General features: G+C 72.4%; 17 protein-coding genes. 8 read left to right on the top strand and 9 right to left on the bottom strand.

What is annotated here, in order from left to right:
* Positions 1-78 precede the first annotated feature (78 nt).
* From guaB1 to ACWGPE_RS03910, 4 genes are all read left to right on the top strand, one after another.
* Positions 79-1,518 (top strand): GMP reductase, encoded by a 1,440-nt coding sequence (gene guaB1, locus ACWGPE_RS03925; protein ID WP_376931137.1) that lies wholly within the window; start codon positions 79-81, stop codon positions 1,516-1,518.
* Positions 1,519-1,657: 139 nt separating this feature from the next.
* On the top strand, positions 1,658-2,989 hold the full coding sequence (locus tag ACWGPE_RS03920) for a hemolysin family protein (protein WP_231431530.1): 1,332 nt from the start codon (positions 1,658-1,660) through the stop codon (positions 2,987-2,989).
* Entirely contained in the window at positions 2,986-4,023 is a 1,038-nt protein-coding gene (locus ACWGPE_RS03915; RefSeq protein WP_231431529.1) for a hemolysin family protein, read from the top strand. Before ACWGPE_RS03920 ends, ACWGPE_RS03915 begins: the two co-directional genes overlap by 4 nt.
* Before the next feature lie 93 nt (positions 4,024-4,116).
* Entirely contained in the window at positions 4,117-4,545 is a 429-nt protein-coding gene (locus ACWGPE_RS03910; protein ID WP_231431528.1) for a VOC family protein, read from the top strand.
* 9 nt (positions 4,546-4,554) lie between these two features.
* Here the strand turns inward: ACWGPE_RS03910 and ACWGPE_RS03905 are convergent, their stop codons facing one another.
* On the bottom strand, positions 4,555-5,649 hold the full coding sequence (locus ACWGPE_RS03905) for an NADH:flavin oxidoreductase/NADH oxidase (RefSeq protein WP_231432366.1): 1,095 nt from the start codon (positions 5,647-5,649) through the stop codon (positions 4,555-4,557).
* A gap of 11 nt (positions 5,650-5,660) precedes the next feature.
* Entirely contained in the window at positions 5,661-6,311 is a 651-nt protein-coding gene (locus ACWGPE_RS03900; RefSeq protein WP_275506626.1) for an HAD family hydrolase, read from the bottom strand.
* 24 nt (positions 6,312-6,335) lie between these two features.
* On the opposite strand from ACWGPE_RS03900, the gene ACWGPE_RS03895 reads away from it, so the two are divergent.
* The gene (locus ACWGPE_RS03895; RefSeq protein WP_452048182.1) at positions 6,336-7,184 is read left to right on the top strand and encodes an ADP-dependent NAD(P)H-hydrate dehydratase; all 849 of its coding nucleotides are present in this window, start codon (positions 6,336-6,338) and stop codon (positions 7,182-7,184) included.
* Positions 7,185-7,243: 59 nt separating this feature from the next.
* On the opposite strand, the gene ACWGPE_RS03890 is transcribed toward ACWGPE_RS03895, so the two are convergent.
* The 3 genes from ACWGPE_RS03890 to ACWGPE_RS03880 are packed head-to-tail and all read right to left on the bottom strand — an operon-like array spanning position 7,244 to position 9,836.
* A complete protein-coding gene (locus ACWGPE_RS03890) occupies positions 7,244-8,020 on the bottom strand; it encodes an amino acid ABC transporter ATP-binding protein (RefSeq protein WP_231431525.1) in 777 nt (258 codons plus the stop codon).
* A complete protein-coding gene (locus tag ACWGPE_RS03885) occupies positions 8,017-8,919 on the bottom strand; it encodes an amino acid ABC transporter permease (RefSeq protein ID WP_376931135.1) in 903 nt (300 codons plus the stop codon). Before ACWGPE_RS03885 ends, ACWGPE_RS03890 begins: the two co-directional genes overlap by 4 nt.
* A 53-nt stretch (positions 8,920-8,972) precedes the next feature.
* Positions 8,973-9,836, bottom strand: a complete 864-nt coding sequence (locus ACWGPE_RS03880; protein WP_275506628.1) for an ABC transporter substrate-binding protein — start codon at positions 9,834-9,836, stop codon at positions 8,973-8,975.
* Between the two features lie 97 nt (positions 9,837-9,933).
* Between ACWGPE_RS03880 and ACWGPE_RS03875 the strand changes: the two genes are divergently transcribed.
* The 3 genes from ACWGPE_RS03875 to ACWGPE_RS03865 all read left to right on the top strand — a co-directional run bounded on the left by ACWGPE_RS03875 (position 9,934) and on the right by ACWGPE_RS03865 (position 12,918).
* Positions 9,934-11,190: a glycosyltransferase 87 family protein gene (locus ACWGPE_RS03875; RefSeq protein WP_275506629.1), complete on the top strand. Its 1,257-nt coding sequence runs from the start codon at positions 9,934-9,936 to the stop codon at positions 11,188-11,190.
* A 34-nt stretch (positions 11,191-11,224) separates the two neighbouring features.
* Entirely contained in the window at positions 11,225-11,527 is a 303-nt protein-coding gene (locus ACWGPE_RS03870) for a thiamine-binding protein (RefSeq protein WP_231431522.1), read from the top strand.
* A 116-nt stretch (positions 11,528-11,643) separates the two neighbouring features.
* Positions 11,644-12,918 (top strand): MFS transporter, encoded by a 1,275-nt coding sequence (locus tag ACWGPE_RS03865; protein WP_231431521.1) that lies wholly within the window; start codon positions 11,644-11,646, stop codon positions 12,916-12,918.
* Between the two features lie 45 nt (positions 12,919-12,963).
* Here the strand turns inward: ACWGPE_RS03865 and ACWGPE_RS03860 are convergent, their stop codons facing one another.
* The 4 genes from ACWGPE_RS03860 to metX form a co-directional block, all read right to left on the bottom strand.
* Positions 12,964-13,614 (bottom strand): response regulator transcription factor, encoded by a 651-nt coding sequence (locus tag ACWGPE_RS03860; protein WP_231431520.1) that lies wholly within the window; start codon positions 13,612-13,614, stop codon positions 12,964-12,966.
* Positions 13,615-14,907, bottom strand: coding sequence for a hypothetical protein (locus ACWGPE_RS03855; protein WP_231431519.1), 1,293 nt, complete (start codon positions 14,905-14,907; stop codon positions 13,615-13,617).
* Positions 14,904-16,058 (bottom strand): sensor histidine kinase, encoded by a 1,155-nt coding sequence (locus tag ACWGPE_RS03850; RefSeq protein ID WP_231431518.1) that lies wholly within the window; start codon positions 16,056-16,058, stop codon positions 14,904-14,906. The genes ACWGPE_RS03855 and ACWGPE_RS03850 overlap by 4 nt, the downstream gene beginning before the upstream one ends.
* Positions 16,059-16,211: 153 nt before the next feature.
* Positions 16,212-17,417 carry a homoserine O-acetyltransferase MetX gene (gene metX, locus ACWGPE_RS03845; RefSeq protein ID WP_231431517.1) on the bottom strand — a complete coding sequence of 402 codons (1,206 nt, stop codon included), beginning with the start codon at positions 17,415-17,417 and terminating at the stop codon, positions 16,212-16,214.
* Positions 17,418-17,526 lie beyond the last annotated feature (109 nt).

Genomic DNA, 17,526 nt, shown 5'->3' with positions numbered 1-17,526 from the left:
TGGCCGATCACCCACACAAGCCTAAACCCCGCGCGCGGCGCCCGGCGCACGTCGTCGCGCGCCGCCTACGCTGGGGGCATGGAGTTCTACCGAACCGCGCCGACGCACGACCTCACCTACTCCGACGTGTTCCTCGTTCCGAGCCGCTCGGGGGTCACGAGCCGGCTCGACGTCTCGCTCGCACCCGACGACGGTTCCGGTGCGTCGGTGCCGATCGTGTCGGCCAACATGAACTCCATCACTGGGCCCCGCCTCGCCGCGACGCTCGCCCGCCGCGGCGGCATCGGGGTCCTCCCGCAGGACCTCCACCTGCAAGACCTGGCGGAGTCGATCCGATGGGTGAAGGCGCAGTCGCCGGCGTTCGACACGCCGCACTCGTTCGCGCCGGGCACGACGGTCGCGGAGGCGCTCGAGGCGATTCCGCCCGTCGACGGCCACGGCATCGTGCTGCACGACGAGAGGGGCGATTATGCGGGATGCCTCGTGGCCACGCGTCTCGCGACCGCCCTTCCCGACGCCCGGCTCGGCGACCTCGTGCACGGCGGCATCCCGTCGCTCGACGCCGAGGACGTCGACACCCCGCGTCGCGCGTTCGATCTCATGGTCGATGCCGACCTCGAGTTCGCCCCCGTGCTGCAGCACGGCCGGGTGGTCGGCACGCTGAGCCGGCGCAGCGCCCTGCGCGGAACGATCTACTCGCCGAACGTCGATGCCGACGGTCGGCTCCGGGTCGCCGCCGCGGTCGGCATCAACGGCGACGTCGCGGCGAAGGCGACGGCGCTCGCCGCGGCCGGGGTCGACATGCTCGTCGTCGACACCGCGCACGGGCACCAGGAGGGCATGGTGCGCGCGGTGTCGATCGTGCGCGATCTCGACCTGGGGCTGCCGATCGTCGCGGGCAACATCGTCACCGAGGGCGCGGTCGCCGACCTCGTCGAGGCGGGCGCCGACGTGCTGAAGGTCGGTGTCGGACCGGGCGCGATGTGCACGACGCGCATGATGACGGCCGTCGGCCGCCCGCAGTTCTCGGCGGTGCTCGAGACGGCCGAGGCGGCCCGCGAGCTCGGCGCGCGGGTCTGGGCCGACGGCGGCGTGCGCTATCCGCGCGACGTGGCGCTCGCGCTCGCCGCGGGCGCCTCGTCGGTCATGATCGGCTCGTGGTTCGCCGGCACGATCGAGGCGCCCGGCACGCTCCGGCGCGACACGTCGGGTCGCCTGTTCAAGGAGAGCTGGGGCATGGCGTCGACGAAGGCGGTGCGCGAGCGGTTCGACCGGCTCTCCGCGTACGACCTCGCCCGCAAGGAGCTCTTCGCCGAGGGGATCTCGTCGTCGTCGATCTACCTCGATCCCCTGCGCCCGTCGCTCGAGGACCTGCTCGACATGATCACCTCGGGCGTGCGCAGCTCGTTCACCTACGCCGGCGCCCGCACGCTCGACGAGTTCCGCGAGCGCGCGCTCGTCGGCATCCAGTCGGCGGCCGGCTACGAGGAGGGCAAGGCGCTGCCGGTCAGCTGGTAGGCCGCTGCGCCGCGCTTCGGTGCGGTTCGCCCGGGATACCCGCGTCGTCGCCGATATACTGGATCGACAATGGACGATCCTCCCTCTGCGACTACGCCCGGCCATAGACCCTCGCCCGTGACCGTTCGGGGAGGTCGCGTTGTCTGAGTGGATACTCCTCGGCATCGGATTCCTCCTCACGATCGGCACGGGCTTGTTCGTTGCGAGCGAGTTCGCACTCGTGAATCTCGATCGCGCCGACCTCGAGGCTCGCCGCGAGCGCGGCGAGAGCCGGCTCGGCATGACGATCGCCGCGCTGAAGATCACCTCGACCCACCTGTCGAGCGCACAGCTCGGCATCACCCTCACGACGCTGCTCACCGGCTACACGATGGAGCCTGCGATCTCGTCGCTGCTCGCAGGTCCGCTCACGGCGGCCGGGCTGCCCGAGGCACTCGTCCGGCCGGTCGGGGCGACCACCGCGGTCGTGGTCGCGACGCTGCTGTCGATGGTGCTCGGCGAGCTCGTTCCGAAGAACTTCGCGCTCGCCCTCCCGCTCGCCACTGCGAAGCTGGTGATCCCGTTCCAGGCGGCGTTCACCTGGGTGTTCCGGCCGGCCGTGGTCCTGCTCAACGGCAGCGCGAATGCGCTCCTCCGGGCGATCGGCATCGAGCCGAAGGAGGAGCTCTCGGGGGCGCGCTCGGCCGAGGAGCTGTCGTCGCTCGTCCGGCGCTCCGCAAGCGCCGGGCTGCTCGAAGCGGACACCGCCACGCTGCTCGGTCGCACGTTGAGGTTCGCCGACCACGACGCATCCGACGTCATGACGCCGAGGCCCAGGGTCGCCGCCGTGCAGCGCCTCGAGCCCGCCGAGGCCGTGCTCGAGCTGGCCCGGCAGACCGGGTTCTCGCGCTTCCCCGTCTACGACGAGAATCTCGACGACATCGTCGGCGTGGTGCACGTCAAGCAGGCCGTCGCGGTGCCGCGCGAGCGGCGGAGCGACGTGCCGGCCTCGGCCCTCCAGTCCGACGCGCTGCGGGTGCCCGAGACGATCAAGCTCGACGCGCTGCTCGGCGAGCTCCGCGGACGCGGATTCCAGATGGCGGTCGTGGTCGACGAGTACGGCGGGACCGCGGGCGTCGCGACACTCGAGGACCTCGTGGAGGAGCTCGTCGGCGAGGTGGCCGACGAGCACGACCGCACACGCGCGGGCATCGTGCGCCGCGGCGACGTCGTGAGCTTCCCGGGCATCCTGCGTCCCGACGAGCTCGAGGAGCGCACCGGCATCCACGTGCCCGAGAACGGCGACTACGAGACCGTCGCCGGATTCGTGATGTCGGCGCTCGGGCGGCTGCCCGTCGTCGGCGACGAGGTGACGATCGACGAGGGCACGCTCGTCGTGCAACGGCTCGACGGCCGGCGCATCGACCGGTTGCGGTTCGTGCCGAAGCCCGTGCCCGCCGAGCCCGGCGACGACGAGGAGGCGGGTCGATGAGCGACTGGATCGGAATCGTCTGGCTCGTGGTGCTCCTCATCGCGAACGCCTTCTTCGTCGGCGCGGAGTTCGCCGTCATCTCGGCGCGCCGCTCGCAGATCGAGCCGCTCGCCGACGGGGGGCGACGCAGCGCCAAGACGGCGCTCTGGGCCATGGAGCACGCGACGCTCATGCTCGCGATGAGCCAGCTCGGCATCACGGTCTGCTCGCTGCTCATCCTGAACGTCTCGGAGCCCGCGATCCACCACCTGCTCGAGGTGCCGCTGCACCTCACCGGGTGGTCGGAGGAGGTCGTGGCGACGGTCGCGTTCGTGGTGACGCTCGTGCTCGTCTCGTACCTGCACGTCGTGTTCGGCGAGATGGTGCCGAAGAACCTCTCCTTCTCGGTGCCCGACAAGGCGGTGCTCCTGCTCGCGCCGCCGCTCGTGTTCCTGGCGCGCATCTTCAAGCCGATCATCGTCGCGCTCAACGCGACGGCGAACGGGGTGCTGCGGCTGTTCGGCGTCCAGCCGAAGAACGAGGCCAACTCGACGTTCACGCTCGAGGAGGTGCAGACGATCGTCGACCAGTCGCGCCGCGAGGGCGTGCTCGACGATGCGAGCGGCACGCTCACTGCGGCGTTCGAGTTCACCGCGAAGCGCGTGAAGGACGTCGCGGTGCCGGTGTCGGCACTCGTGAGCCTCCCGCCGGGGGCGACGCCCGGCGACGTCGAGCGGGCGGTCGCCCGCCGCGGGTTCTCGCGGTATCCGATCCTCGATGCCGACGGCGAGCCCGACGGCTACGTGCACCTGAAAGACGTGATCGACCTCGACGACGACGAGTTCGACGATCCGATCCCGGCCAAGCGGGTGCGCCGGCTCGTGTCGATCTTCGACGGCACCGACCTCGAGGACGCACTCGCCACGATGCGGCGCCTCGGCACGCACGTCGCCCGCACCTTCGAGGAGGACGGCGCGACCAGCGGCGTGATCTTCCTCGAGGACATCATCGAGGAGCTCGTCGGCGAGGTGCAGGACGCGACTCGGCGCGGATAGGGGCGCGGGCGTCTCGACACGTCGCATCGTCCCCTCCTCGATCGCGATCGGAGGCGTAGACTTGGCTCGGCCCGAGGAACCCGAGGAAAGATCATGTTCGAGAAGATCATGGCGTCTGCGGTGCTGCCCGCCGCGGACATCGCCCGTTCGCGGCAATGGTGGCACGACGTGCTGGGCCGCGACCCGCTGATGGAGGACGACGAGTCGCTCTTCTACGAGATCGGCGGCGTCGTGGTGATGGTCTACCGCACCGACTACGCCGGTACCGCGCAGAACACCGCGTTCAACCTGTTCACCGACGATCTCGACCGCGACATGACGGCGCTGCGGACGCTGGGGGTCGTCTTCCACGACTACGACCTTCCCGGGCTCACGACCGTCGACGGCGTCGCCGACCTCGACGGCGAGCGTGCCGCCTGGTTCAGCGACAGCGAGGGGAACATCTTCGCCCTCGGCGAGATGTCGCCGGAGCGGAGCGAGGCGGCGGCGCGACTGCGGGAGGCGATGACGCGCGGCGCGTGATGGCGCCCGTCACCATTCGCCGTCGTTGAGCTCGGGCCGAGCCCGCAGGTACTGGCTCGGCCACATCGAGGTGCCCGCACCGAGTTCGTGCGCGGCCCGCATCGCGAAATGCGGGTCGCGCATCATGGCCTTGCCGAGCATCACCGCGTCGGCGCGGCCCTCCGCCACGAGCGCCTCGGCCTGCGCGGCGTTCGTGATGCGGCCGACGGCCGACACCGGGGCATCCGATCGTTCGCCGACGTACTCGGCGAACCGGGCCTGGTACCCGGGGCCGACGGGGATGTCGGCCGAGGCGACGAGACCGCCGGTCGAGACGTCGAAGAAGTCGGCGCCGGCCTCCTCGGCCCAGCGGGCGACCTGCGCGGTCTGCGCCTCGTCCCAGCCGCCCGGGGTCCAGTCGGTTGCCGAGAATCGCACGAAGAGCGGCATCGCCTCGCCGATCTCGGCGCGGACCGCGCGCACGACCTCGAGCAACAGCCGGGCGCGGTTCTCGAGGGTTCCGCCCCACTCGTCGGTGCGCCCGTTCGACAGGGGCGAGAGGAACTGGTGCACGAGGTAGCCGTGGGCGGCGTGCACCTCGACGAGGTCGAAGCCCGCGCGAACGGCGCGCGCGGCGGCTCGACGGAAGTCGTCGACGACGCCCGCGATGCCGGCCGCGTCGAGGGCGACCGGCTCGCGCAGCCCGTCGAAGGCGATCGCCGATGCCGACACCGTCGTCCAGCCGCCCTCGTCGAGCGGCTGCGAGCCCCGGCGGCGCATGGGCTCGGGCCAGACCGAGGCCTTGCGGCCCGCGTGCGCGAGCTGCAGACCCGCAGCCGCGCCCTGCGACCGGATGAACCGGGTGATGCGCGCCCACGCCTCGACGTGCTCGTCGCCCCAGATGCCCGTGTCGTGATCGGAGATCCGTCCCTCGGGACTCACCGCCGTGGCCTCGGCCATGACGAGCCCGGCGCCGCCGGCCGCCATCGCGCCGAGGTGCACGAGATGCCAGTCGCCGGGCGCGCCGTCGCGGCCCGTGACCGAGTACTGGCAGAGCGGCGGCACCCACACCCGGTTGCGGATCTCGAGCCCGCGGATCGTGATGGGCCGGAAGAGCGCGGGCAGGTCGCCCTCGCTCACGCGAGGCTCCGGAGCCAGCGCTCGAGCCCCGAGGCATCCGTGAAGACGTGGCCGTCGCCGCCCACAGCTCGGGCGCCCTCGACGTTCTCCGACTTGTTGTCGACGAAGAGCAGGTCGGATGCCTGGATGCCGAGCTCGTCGATGACGTGCTCGTAGATCTCGGCGTCGGGTTTCACGAGGCGCAGCTCGCCGCTCACGAACACGCGCTCGAACAGCGGCGCGAACGAGCCGTGGCGAAGCCATCCCGCGTAGTCGGCGCCCGCGTTCGACAGCAGGGCGAGCCGGGTGCCGCCGGCAGCGAGGGCGTGCACGACCGCGAGCGTTCCCGGGTCGACCGAGAGCCACCCGCGGTGGTCGATCGCCCACAGCTCGTGCACGTCGATCTCGCTCCACTCGACACCGAGGTCGAGGGCGACGGCCCGCCAGTAGTCGGCGATCGAGGTCGTGCCGCGGTCGAGGCCGTCGCGGTGCGCCCAGTACGCCGACCAGAACGCGCCGGTCGCGGTGCCCGAACCCGGTTCGACGCCCGCCCGGGCCAGGAGGGCTGCACGGTCGGCTCCGCTCGGCTCGCGCGAGATGACCTCGCCGTAGTCGAACACGACGACTCGAGGGGACAGGCTGATCGGGGCGAGGGCTGTCGGAGACATCACCCTCCAACCTATCGTTGGAGCATGGGCACCGAGTGGCAGGACTGGACGGCCGCCGACGCGGCCCGCTGGGTGCGGGCACCCCGCATCGACGACGACAAGTACTCCCGCGGGGTGCTCGGCGTGATCACGGGATCGAGCGACTACCCGGGGGCCGCGGTCCTCGGTGTCGAGGCGGCCACTCGGGCCGGCGTCGGCATGGTGCGCTACACCGGGCCGAGGGGCGTGCGTGCCGCGGTGCTGCTGCGCAGGCCCGAGACCGTGACGGTCGCCGGCCGCGTGCAGGCGTGGCTGATCGGCTCGGGCATCGATCCGGGGCGGCGTTCGTTCGTGCTGCAGGGCGACCTGCAGCACGCGCTGGCGTCGCGGTTGCCCGTCGTGCTCGACGCGGGTGCGCTCGACCTCGTCGGGACGCACACGGCACCCACGGTCATCACGCCCCACGCGCGTGAACTCGCGACCCTGCTCACCTCGCGCGAGGTCGACACGACGGTCGAGGCGGTGCGCGCCGACCCGGGCGGGTGGGCCGAACGCGCCGCGCACGAACTCGGGGTCGCCGTGCTGCTGAAGGGCGCGGTCACGCGCATCGCCGACCCGGCGGGTTCCCGCATCGCGGTGACGGCGCCGACGCACTGGCTCGCCTCCGCGGGGACCGGCGACGTGCTCGGCGGGGTGCTCGGCGCCCTCGTTGCGACGCACCACGCCGAGCTCGCCGTCGACGCGGGCGTCATCACGAACCTCGCGGCGACCGCGGCCTGGATCCACGGCGAAGCGGCGCGACGTGCGAGCGAGGCCGTCGCGGGGGGCCCGGTCGCCGCGCTCGACATCGCCGCGGTCGTCCCGACCGTCGTGGGCGAGCTGATCGCGAGCTGAATCGGGGCGGCGACCGGCTTGGGACCCCGCGCGGGGAGGCTCGGCTCGGGTGAGCCCGGTCAGCTGGTGAGGTAGCGCGCGAGGAACTCGCGCGTACGGGCCTCGCGCGGCGCTCCGAAGAACTCGGCGGGCGGCGCGGCCTCGATGATGCGACCGCCGTCGAGGAACACGACGCGATCGGCCACCTCGCGGGCGAAGGCCATCTCGTGCGTCGCCATCACGATCGTCGTGCCGCCCTCGGCGAGCGAGCGCACGAGCGCGAGGACCTCGCCGACGAGCTCGGGGTCGAGCGCGCTCGTGATCTCGTCGAGGAGCAGCAGCTCGGGTTCGGTCGCGATCGCGCGCACGATCGCGGCGCGCTGCTGCTGGCCGCCCGAGAGCCGGTCGGGGAACGCGCGGGCGTGCTCGGCGAGGCCGATGGAGGCGAGCAGCTCGAGCGCGCGCCGTTCGGCGTCGCGGCGAGGCATCCGGTGCACCAGTCGCGAGGCGAGCGCGACGTTGTCGAGCACGCTGAGGTGCGGGAACAGGTTGTAGTGCTGGAACACGACGCCGATGCGGGCCCGCACGGCGTCGGCGTCGACCCGCGGATCGCTCACGTCGTCGCCGCGGAGCCGGATCACGCCGTCGTCGATGGGTTCGAGGAGGTTGACCGTGCGGAGCAGCGTCGACTTGCCCGAGCCGCTCGCGCCCACGAGGGCGACGACCTCGTGCGCGGCGACGTCGAGGTCGATGCCGTCGAGCACCACCTTCTCGCCGAAGGCGCGGCGGACGCCGCGGAGGCTCAGCACGGTGCCGGTCGCGTCGGTGGCGACGATCGTGGGGTCGCCGCCGCTCATACGATGCTGCCGATCTGCTCGCGGGAGCGCATGCGGGCGGTCACCCAGTCGGTGAGCCGGATCATCGGCCACGCGAGCAGCACGAAGAGCAGGCCGGCCACGACGTACGGCGTGTAGTTGAAGTAGTGCGCCTGCTCGATCTGCGCCGCGCGAACGGCATCGACGGCGCCGAGCACGGAGATGAGCCCCACGTCCTTCTGCATGGCGACGAAGTCGTTCATGAGCGCCGGGGTCACCTTGCGCAGGGCCTGGGGCAGCACGACCCGGCGCATGGTCTGGCCGTGGCTGAGCCCGAGGGCGCGGGCGGCGAGGCGCTGCGAGGGGTGCACGGCCTCGATGCCCGCCCGGAACACCTCCGAGACGTACGCCGAGTAGGTGAGGATCAGCGCGATCGTGCCCCAGACCGCGACCGGCACGCGCGGGAAGAAGTCGAGCCCCGGCACGCCGAAGCCCACGAGGTAGAGCACGATGATGAGCGGCACCCCGCGGAACAGGTCGGTGTATCCGGCTGCGAGCGCCCGGAGCGGGAAGAACACCGGCCCGCGGAGGGTGCGCAGGCTCGCGAGCAGCAGTGCGAAGACGATGACGCCGATCGATGCCGCGACGAGCACCTGGATGTTGAGCCACAGCCCCTGGAGGATGCGCGGCAGCGAGGCGAGGGCGACCTCGGGGTCGAAGAAGGCATGCTGCACGGCGGCCCAGCCGGGCGAGCCGATGAGCGCCCAGGCGATCAGCACCGCGAACACGACGGTCGAGAGCGCGCTGATGAGCACCGAACGACGCGTCTGGCGGCGCCGGTACCCGCGTCGCTCGAGCTCGAGCGCGCTCGGCTGCCATGCCGCGGCGGTACCGGAGGGCGCGCCGGTCGCGCCGTCGCCGGAGGAGGGGGTGGTGATCACGACAGCAACGCTATCGGCCCGTGCGCGCCGGGCGGCGCGTCACGCTGCCGTGCTCACTCGAGGACCGGTGCCGTGTCGTCGCCGCCGAGCCACTCGGCCGCGAGGTCGTCGAGCGTGCCGTCGGCGCGGAGCGCGTCGACCGCGGCCGTCACGTCGGCGGTGAGCGGGGAGTCCTTCGCGAGCACGATGCCGAACTCGTCGCCGCCCTCGGAGGTCTCGGGCAGCTGTCCGATGATCTCACCGCCGTCGAGCTCGGCCCCCGTGAGGTAGAACGCGGTGGGAAGGTCGACCACGATCGCGTCGACGGTGCCGCTCTGCAGCGCCAGCTTCGCGTCGTCGTTGGTGTTGAACACCATCGCGCCGGCGGCCGGCTGGATGACCTGCTCGATCGCGTCGAAGCTCGTGGTGCCGGTCTGCGCGCCGATGAGCAGCGGCTTGAGGTCGGCGATCGACGACGCGCCCGACGCGGGCGAGCCCTCGACCGTGATGACGACCTGGGTCGTCTCGTAGTACGGCGACGAGAAGTCGACGCTCTCGGCCCGCTCGTCGGTGATCGAGAACTGCTGCAGGTTGAGATCGAAGTCCTTCGGGCCGGGCGCGATGGCCTGGTCGAAGGTCGTGCGCACCCAGACGACGTCGTCGCGGGCATAGCCGAGCTCGTCGGCGACGGCGTAGGCGACCGCAGCTTCGAAGCCCTTGCCGCTCTCGGGGGCGTCGTCGAGCACCCAGGGGAAGTAGGCCGGTTCGCCGGTGCCGACCGTCAGCTTGCCGGGGGTGACGTGCCCGTCGTCGGCGGTGCCGTCGTCGCCGGCGCCCGTCGACGCGCAGGCGACGAGGGCGAACGCAGCAGCGCCGGCGCCGACCAGGGCTGCGATCGTGCGTGCGAACGGGCGCCGGGACGAGGTGCGTCGGGTCATGGGGGCCTCCGGGGTGGTCGTGGCATCCAGCATCGCGGATGTCGCCGACACTACGCCTGCGCGTGGCGGAATGTGACGCTCGGCTAGGATCTTCCGCGTGACGGGGGACGAACGCGGGGCGACGGGCGTCGCGTTCCGGCGATGGCTCGGCGGGCGCGGGGCCCTGTGGGTGGGCTTCATCGTCGCGCACGGCCTCGTCGTGTGGCTGAACCTCGAGGCGCCGGGCCTGCCGATGGGCGACGTCACCGGCGTCTACCGGATCTGGGCGGAGAACGCGGCGCACGGCTGGCTGCGCATGGGCATCGACGCCCCGTGGGTCTACCCGATCCTCGCCTTCGCGCCGATGTCCGCGGCGCTCGCATTCGGCGAGGCGTACGTCGCGCAGACCTGGCTCGCGATCGTCGTGCTGCTCGACGCGATCGCGTTCTCGATCCTGATCGGGCGCGCTGCGCTCTCGCGCCGGCGCCGGCTCGCGGCATGGTGGTGGCTCGCGTTCATCGCGCTGCTCGGCCCCATCGCGCTCGGGCGCATCGACGCGGTGACGGTTCCGTTCGCGATCACCGGCCTGCTGTGGGCCGCCGGCCGGCCGCGCGTCGCGGCGACCCTGCTCACGATCGGCGCCTGGGTGAAGGTCTGGCCGGCCGCGCTCGTCGCCGCGCTCGTCATCGCCGTGCGCCGGCGGCTCGAGGTCGTCACGGTCGCCGTCGTGCTCAGCATCGGCATCCTCGGGGTGAGCCTGCTCGCCGGTTCCGGCATGAACGCCGTCGGCTTCATCGCCGAGCAGGCCGGCCGCGGACTCCAGATCGAGGCACCCGCCGCGGTGTTCTGGCTGTGGCGGATCGTCGCCGGTGCCAAGGACGTCACGATCGTCTACGACCGTGACATCCTGACGTTCCAGATCGCCGGCCCGGGGGCCGGGACCGCGGCCGCGCTCACGACCCCGCTGATGATCGTCGGGGTGCTCGTCGTCGTCGCGTTCGGCATCCGCGCGGCGCGTCGCGGCGCGTACCTCGGGCTCCTGCTCGCGCCGCTCTCGCTCGCGTTCGTGGTCGTGCTCATGCTCGCGAACAAGGTCGGCTCGCCGCAGTTCGTGACGTGGCTCGCCGCGCCCGTCGTGCTCGGCCTCGTGCTGCGCCCGTCGCGCTTCGTCGTGCCGGCCGTGCTCGCGGCCGCGATCGCGCTGTTCACCCAGATCATCTACCCGTACTGGTACGGCTGGCTCCTCATCGCGAACCCCGCGTTCGTCTTCCTGCTCACCGCGAAGGTCGTGCTGCTCGTGGCCGTGCTCGTCTGGGCGCTGCGAGCCGTGTGGCAGGCTGGTTCCCGGCGGGACGGGGCGCCGACGATCGCGTGAGCGCCGGGCCGTGCCGCCGGAGGGATGGTCGAACATGCTGGTCGCATTCTCCGTCGCGCCGAGCGGCACGGGCCGTGCAGACGGGTCGGTGCACGACGCCGTCGCGGCGGCCGTGAAGATCGTGCGCGAGTCGGGGCTCCCGAACCGCACGACGTCGATGTTCACGGAGATCGAGGGGGAGTGGGACGAGGTCTTCGACGTCGTCCGTCGTGCGACCGAGGCCGTCGGGGCGTACGGGTCGCGGGTGTCGCTCGTGCTGAAGGCCGACATCCGGCCGGGGTTCACGGGTGAGATCGACGGCAAGCTCGAGCGGCTCGAGGCCCAGCTCGACGGCTGAGTCCCACCTCACCGCGCCGGATCGGGCGCAGGTGGTCGCCCGCAGCGCGCGTGCTGGTCGGGGCAGTCGGTGCGGCCGGGTTGTCGAATCGATTCGATCCGTGCGAGAATCGGTCGGTGACCCCAGATCTCTCCGGGCCGACGACGTTGTCGCCGGCCCGCGTTCGTTTCGCGCTCCTCGCGCTCGCCCTCGGCGGCTTCGGCATCGGATCGACCGAGTTCGTGGCGATGGGCCTGCTGCCCGACCTCGCGCTCGACCTCCTGCCCGGCATCCACGCCGAATCGGCCGACGCGGCGAACGCGACGGCCGGCTGGATCATCTCGGCGTACGCGCTCGGGGTCGTCGTCGGCGCGCCGACCATCGCGGCCGTGGCCGCGCGCTGGCCGCGCAAGCGACTGCTGCTGGCCCTCGTCGCCGCGTTCACGATCGGCACCGTGGCGTCGGCGGTGCTGCCGTCGTTCGGGCTCGTGCTCGTCGCCCGATTCCTCTCGGCCCTCCCGCACGGCGCGTACTTCGGAATCGCCTCGCTCGTCGCCGCGAGCCTGATGGGTCCCGGCAAGCGCGGTCGCGGCGTCGCGCTCGTGCTGTCGGGCCTCACGATCGCGAATGTGATCGGCGTCCCCGCGATCACGTGGCTCGGGCAGGCCACGAGCTGGCGGGTGGCCTACCTCGCCGTCGCCGCGATCTTCGCGCTCACGTTCGTCGCGGTCGCCGTCGCGGTGCCGTGGCAGCCCGGCGACCCGGCGGCGAGCGTGCGCCGCGAGCTCGGCGCGTTCACCCGGCCGCAGGTGTGGTTCGCGATCGCCATCGGCGCGATCGGGTTCGGCGGCTTCTTCGCCATGTACAGCTACATCGCTCCGCTCGCGACCGAGGTCACCGGACTCGCGACGGCGGCCGTGCCGCTCGTGCTCGTCGCCACCGGCCTCGGAATGACGGTCGGCAACCTCGTCGGCGGCCGGCTCGCCGATTGGAGCGTGCGTCGCACGATGTACCTGTCGTTCGCGGCGCTCGCGGCCTCGCTCGCGCTGCTGGCCCTCACCGCGCAGTTCGCGGCGGGGCTCTTCGTCGGCGCGTTCCTCATCGGGGCGACCTCGTCGGCGCTCGCGCCGACCATCCAGACCAGGCTGATGGATGTCGCGCGCGACAGCCAGTCGATCGCAGCTGCGTTGAACCACTCGGCGCTGAACATCGGCAACAGCCTCGGCGCCCTGCTCGGCGGCACCGTGATCGCCGCCGGCTTCGGCTACGTCGCACCGATCTGGGTCGGCCTCGTGCTCACGATCGCCGGCATCGGGCTCGCGCTCTGCAGCTTCGCGATGGACCGGGCCCTGCGCGGCCGCGGTGTTCACGTGCCCTACGCGACCGGAGCCACCCCGGCCGTCGACGTCTGAACGGGTGAGCGGCACCGGGCAGGTCACCGATGAAGGATGCCGCCGTCAGTCGGACTGCAGCAGGATGCCGTCGGCGATCGCGCGCTTGCGCAGCGCGACCTTCGTGCCGACGTCGTACCCGGCGGCACGGTACTTCTCACGGATGCGCTTGAGATAGCTCTTCGCCGTCTCCTCTGAGATGCCGAGCTGGAAGGCGACGGCCTTGACCGGCTGGCCGGCGCCGTAGAGCGCCATCACGCGACGCTCCTGCGCCGAGAGCTTCGGCACCGTGCCGTCGTCGAGCAGCGCGGCCTCGAGCTCGGGCGTCAGGTACGACTCGCCGAGCATCGCCGACCGGATCGCCTCGATGATCGATTCGACGGGCTCCGACTTGACGAGGTAGCCCATCGCACCGGCGCTGAGCGCCTCGCGAACGACGGCGGGTTCGGAGTAGTTGCTCATGAGCATCGTCTGCACTTCGGCGGACTTCAGCATCGAGAGCTTGAGCGAGATCGGGATGTTGTCGCGCAGGTCGAGGTCGAGCAGCACCACGTCGACCGGGAAGTCGGGGTGGGCGAGCAGCTCGGACCACGAGGGCACGGCCGCGACGAGCTCGATCTCGGCCGAGGCGCCGCGCAGCCACTCGGTGAGCGCACCGAGCAGCATTCGATGGTCGTCGACGATCGCGAGTCGGATCGGTGGAGCGGTGTCGGGCATTCAGCTTCCCCTCGGACGGGCCGCGGTGGCGGCCGACGCACTCGCCGGGACGGTCGGGTCCGCCCGGCACTCGATGTCGATGCGGAAGGCAGCGGGGCCGCCGACGACATCGTGTGTTCCGACATTACCGATAGCGTCCCACGTCGCGGCGTCCAGACGTCGGTGTGCGACGCCGTCGATCTCGATGCCGATGAGCACGACCGGTGCCGTTCGAGCCGCTTCCGACGTCGCGTGCTCTTCGTCGTCGACCTCGGAGTCGGACGTCGTGACGACCACCGAGATCGGCGTCGTCTGGCCCTTCCTGCGCTCGCCGCCCAGCAGCCAGAGCGCGAGCAGCAGGTTGTCGCGCTGCGTCTTGCCGAGGTAACCGGCGGCGCCCTCGGGATCGTCGACGACGACGTGCTCGCTCAGATACGCGGACTCGGTCACGGCGTGTCGCAGCCAGGTGTCGGTGCGACCCTCGATGAGACGGGCTCGAAGCGCGGCGGCGAGCTGACCGGCCCGCTCCGCGGCCTCGGCGGGCAGCGGGATCGCGATGCGCCCCGATCCCACGTCGTCGAGCAGGGTCTCGGCATCGAAATCGAGCTGCGCGAGCTCCTCCGAGGCGCGCATGCCGACGGGGGAGGGCGGCGTCGCGACGGTGCTCTGCACGAGCGAGAGATCGAGCTCGCGCACGACGAGCCGGCGGAACCCTCGGATCGTGACGACGGCGAGCACGAGCGGCAGCACTGCCGCCGCGGCCACCGCGAGGCCGGTGGCCGTGTACGGCCCGGCCGACGCGGCCTGCAGGAGGGCCGCAACGGCGAGCACCACGCCGGTGGTGATCGCGACGGCGAGCGGCACGCGCGTGCCGCGGATCGCCGCGACCGGCATGAGGACGGCCCCCGTCGCGGCCGCGGCCGTCGGCGTGACCCCGAGGTGGAGCAGCCCCCACGTCGCGGAGACGTCGAGCCAGATCGGTACGGCCAGTGCGACGAGCAGGAAGACGTAGAGCACGTCGGGCAGCGGCTGGTCGCGCGAGAAGATGCGCGAGACGACCCCGATGCCGATGATGACGGCGAGGGCGATCCAGGCCGGCCACGGCCCCGGCCCCGGTGGGAAGAGCGGCGCGAGGATGATCGCGCGCGCCAGGAACCACAGGATGACCACGCCGCCGGCGACCGCGATGCCGGTCGCGAGTCGACGCCCGCCGTGGCGGTCGCGCACGTCGCCGACGGCGCGGACCGCCCGCGCCGTGCGCGACGGCCGCCGGAACCCGTTGGCGCCGGTCTGCTCGATCGTCCCCGTGGTCACGGCTTCGGCACCTCGAGCATGACGGTCGTCCCCGAGCCTGGCGACGAGAAGATGCGGGCGCGCCCGCCGACGGTGTGAAGTCGGCCGACGACCGACTCGGCGTAGCCGAGCCGGGCCGGGTCGACGGACTCCGGCGCGAATCCGTGGCCGGCGTCGGTCACCATGGCCCGAACCGTGCGGTCGTCGTCGCTGACGGTCACGTCGGCCTCGTTGACCCCGGAATGGCGGCGCACGTTCTCGAGGCACTCGCCGAGCGCGCCGAGCAGGGCATCGAGCGTCTCGCGCGGCAGCGCGAGCTGTCCGACGCCGTGCCAGTTGACATCGAGGCCCATCCGGGCGAAGCGCTGCCTGACCGACTCGAACGTCGTCGACAGCAGGTCCTCGTCGGAGTCGGGCGAGAAGATCGCGTTCGAGGTGTTGTCGAGGGAGGCGCCGAGGCGGAGCTGCTTCAGCAGCCGTGCGTCGTCGCCCGCCTGCTGCCGGAGCGCGGCGGCACCGACGCCGACGCCGGAGTGGGCGAGGAGGCTCAGCGTCGCGAGCACCGTGTCGTGCAGCACGCGGGCGTCCTGCCGCTGCCGGGCCTCGGTCTCGCTGGCGATGCGCTCGGCCTCGTGGGCCCGGCCGATCTCGTCGATGCGAGCCGCGGCGCCGGCGATGCCGTGGTCGAGGGCGAGGCCGATCGCCGAGCCGACCGACCAGCCGGCGATCGTCGCGACGATGATGGTCGGCTTCGTGTGCCCGCTGACCACGATGACGCCGGCGACGACCACCGAGAGCGCGCCGAGCGACACGACGAGCGGCACGCCGCCCGGACGCACGATGAGCGTGATCGCCACCGACGGCGCGGCGGCCGCGCCGGTGAGCGACATCGCGGCGAACGCGACCGGGTCGACCTCCGCCGACCCGAGCACGGCCACGGTCGCGAGCGAGCTCGCGACCACTCCGAGCGCCGCGGGGACGCTGCCGTGCGCGGTGTGCACGACGACGAGGACGGCGGTGACGAGGCCGAGCAGGACCACCACTCCGAGCTCGAGCGGCCCGGCCGAGCTCGGGATGAGCATGCACGCGAGCGCCCCGATCGCGCCGGAGAGTCCGGCGATCCTCGCGATTCGGCGGAGGAGCCGATCGCGCTCCTTGTGGATGCGCTTCATGTCACCCCCTCGGCACGACGAGCGCGCCCGCGCAGGCACCCGTCATCTCGAACACTAGTCCAGTAGTGGCTCGAAATGGGCTGCTCCGCGGCGAATCCGCGACGGCCGGCACGGCCCGCACCGGACGGGCGCGCCGGTCGGCGGCCCCTCCGCTCACGCGGCGAGCAGGCGGGCGAGCTCGGCGCCGACCGCGTCGCGCTCGATGAGGAACGCGTCGTGACCGAAGTCGCTCTCCACGACCACGGGCGTCGGACCGTGCACGCTCCGGGCGAGGCCGGCGGCGATCTCGACCTGCCCCGCGAGGGGGAAGTAGCGGTCGCTGTCGACGCCGAGCACGAGGCTCTTGGCCTGCACCCGGGCGAGGGCCGCGGCGACGCCGCCTCGCCCTCGGCCGATGTCGTGCGAGTTCATCGACTCGGTGAGCACGATGTAGCTGTTCGCGTCGAACCGACGGGTGAACTTGTTGCCGTGGAAGTCGAGGTACGACTCGACCGCGAAGCGGCCCTCGCCGCCGAGCGGGTCGAGACCGGACTGCCAGCTGCGCTCGAACCGGTCGTTGAGTTCGGCGGCCGTGCGGTAGTTGAGCATCGCCATGCGTCGCGCGAGCGCGAGCCCGCGCGTCGGGCCCTCCCCGTCGGGAGCGTCGTAGAAGGCGCCGGCGCGGAATGCGGGGTCGGTGCGGATCGCCTCGATCTGCACGGAATTGAGCGCGATCTGGTCGGCGGTGGTGGCCGCGGGAGCCGCCAGCACGGCGATGCGTTCGACGGCGTCGGGCGCCTCGATCGCCCACTCGAGCACGTGCATGGCGCCCATCGACCCGCCGATGACGGCGGCGAACCGCTCGATGCCGATCGAGCGTGCGAAGGCGATCTGCGCCCGCACCTGGTCTCGAATGGTGAGGAACGGGAAGCGAGCCCCCCACTCGCTGCGGTCGGGGGCGAGCGAGGCGGGCCCGGTCGAGCCCTGGCAGCCGCCCACGACGTTCGGCGCGACGACGAACCACCGGTCGGTGTCGACGGCGAGCCCCGGCCCGACGACGCCGTGCCACCACCCGGCGCTCGCATGCCCGGCGCCCGCCTCGCCGATGACGTGGCTGTCGCCGGTGAGCGCGTGCAGCACGAGCACGGCGTTGTCGCGCTCGGCCGACAGGGTGCCCCACTGCTCGTACGCGATGCGGACCCCCGGCAGGACCCCGCCCGACTCGAGCCCGAGGTCGCCGATGCCGACGAACCGACGATCGCCGACGGGGTCGCCCTCGCGCCAGGCGCCGGTCGCCGGCGCGCGCCCGAGCAGGGCGAGCGCGCCCGCCTCGGGCACGAATCCCGCCGGAACCACGTCGGCCGTCGTCTGCCAGTCCATGCCTTCGATTCTCCCGCGCCGGCCGAGCCGATCGTCCATTGTTACGACCCGGGCGCCGGCGGCACCGCACTGACGCGGTGCCGGAAGGGCGGATGCCTCGAGCCGGCGT

Source organism: Agromyces sp. NPDC055658, from assembly GCF_053618155.1.
Note: the sequence above shows the minus strand (reverse complement) of the source record. Positions and strands in the feature narration are given on the sequence as shown.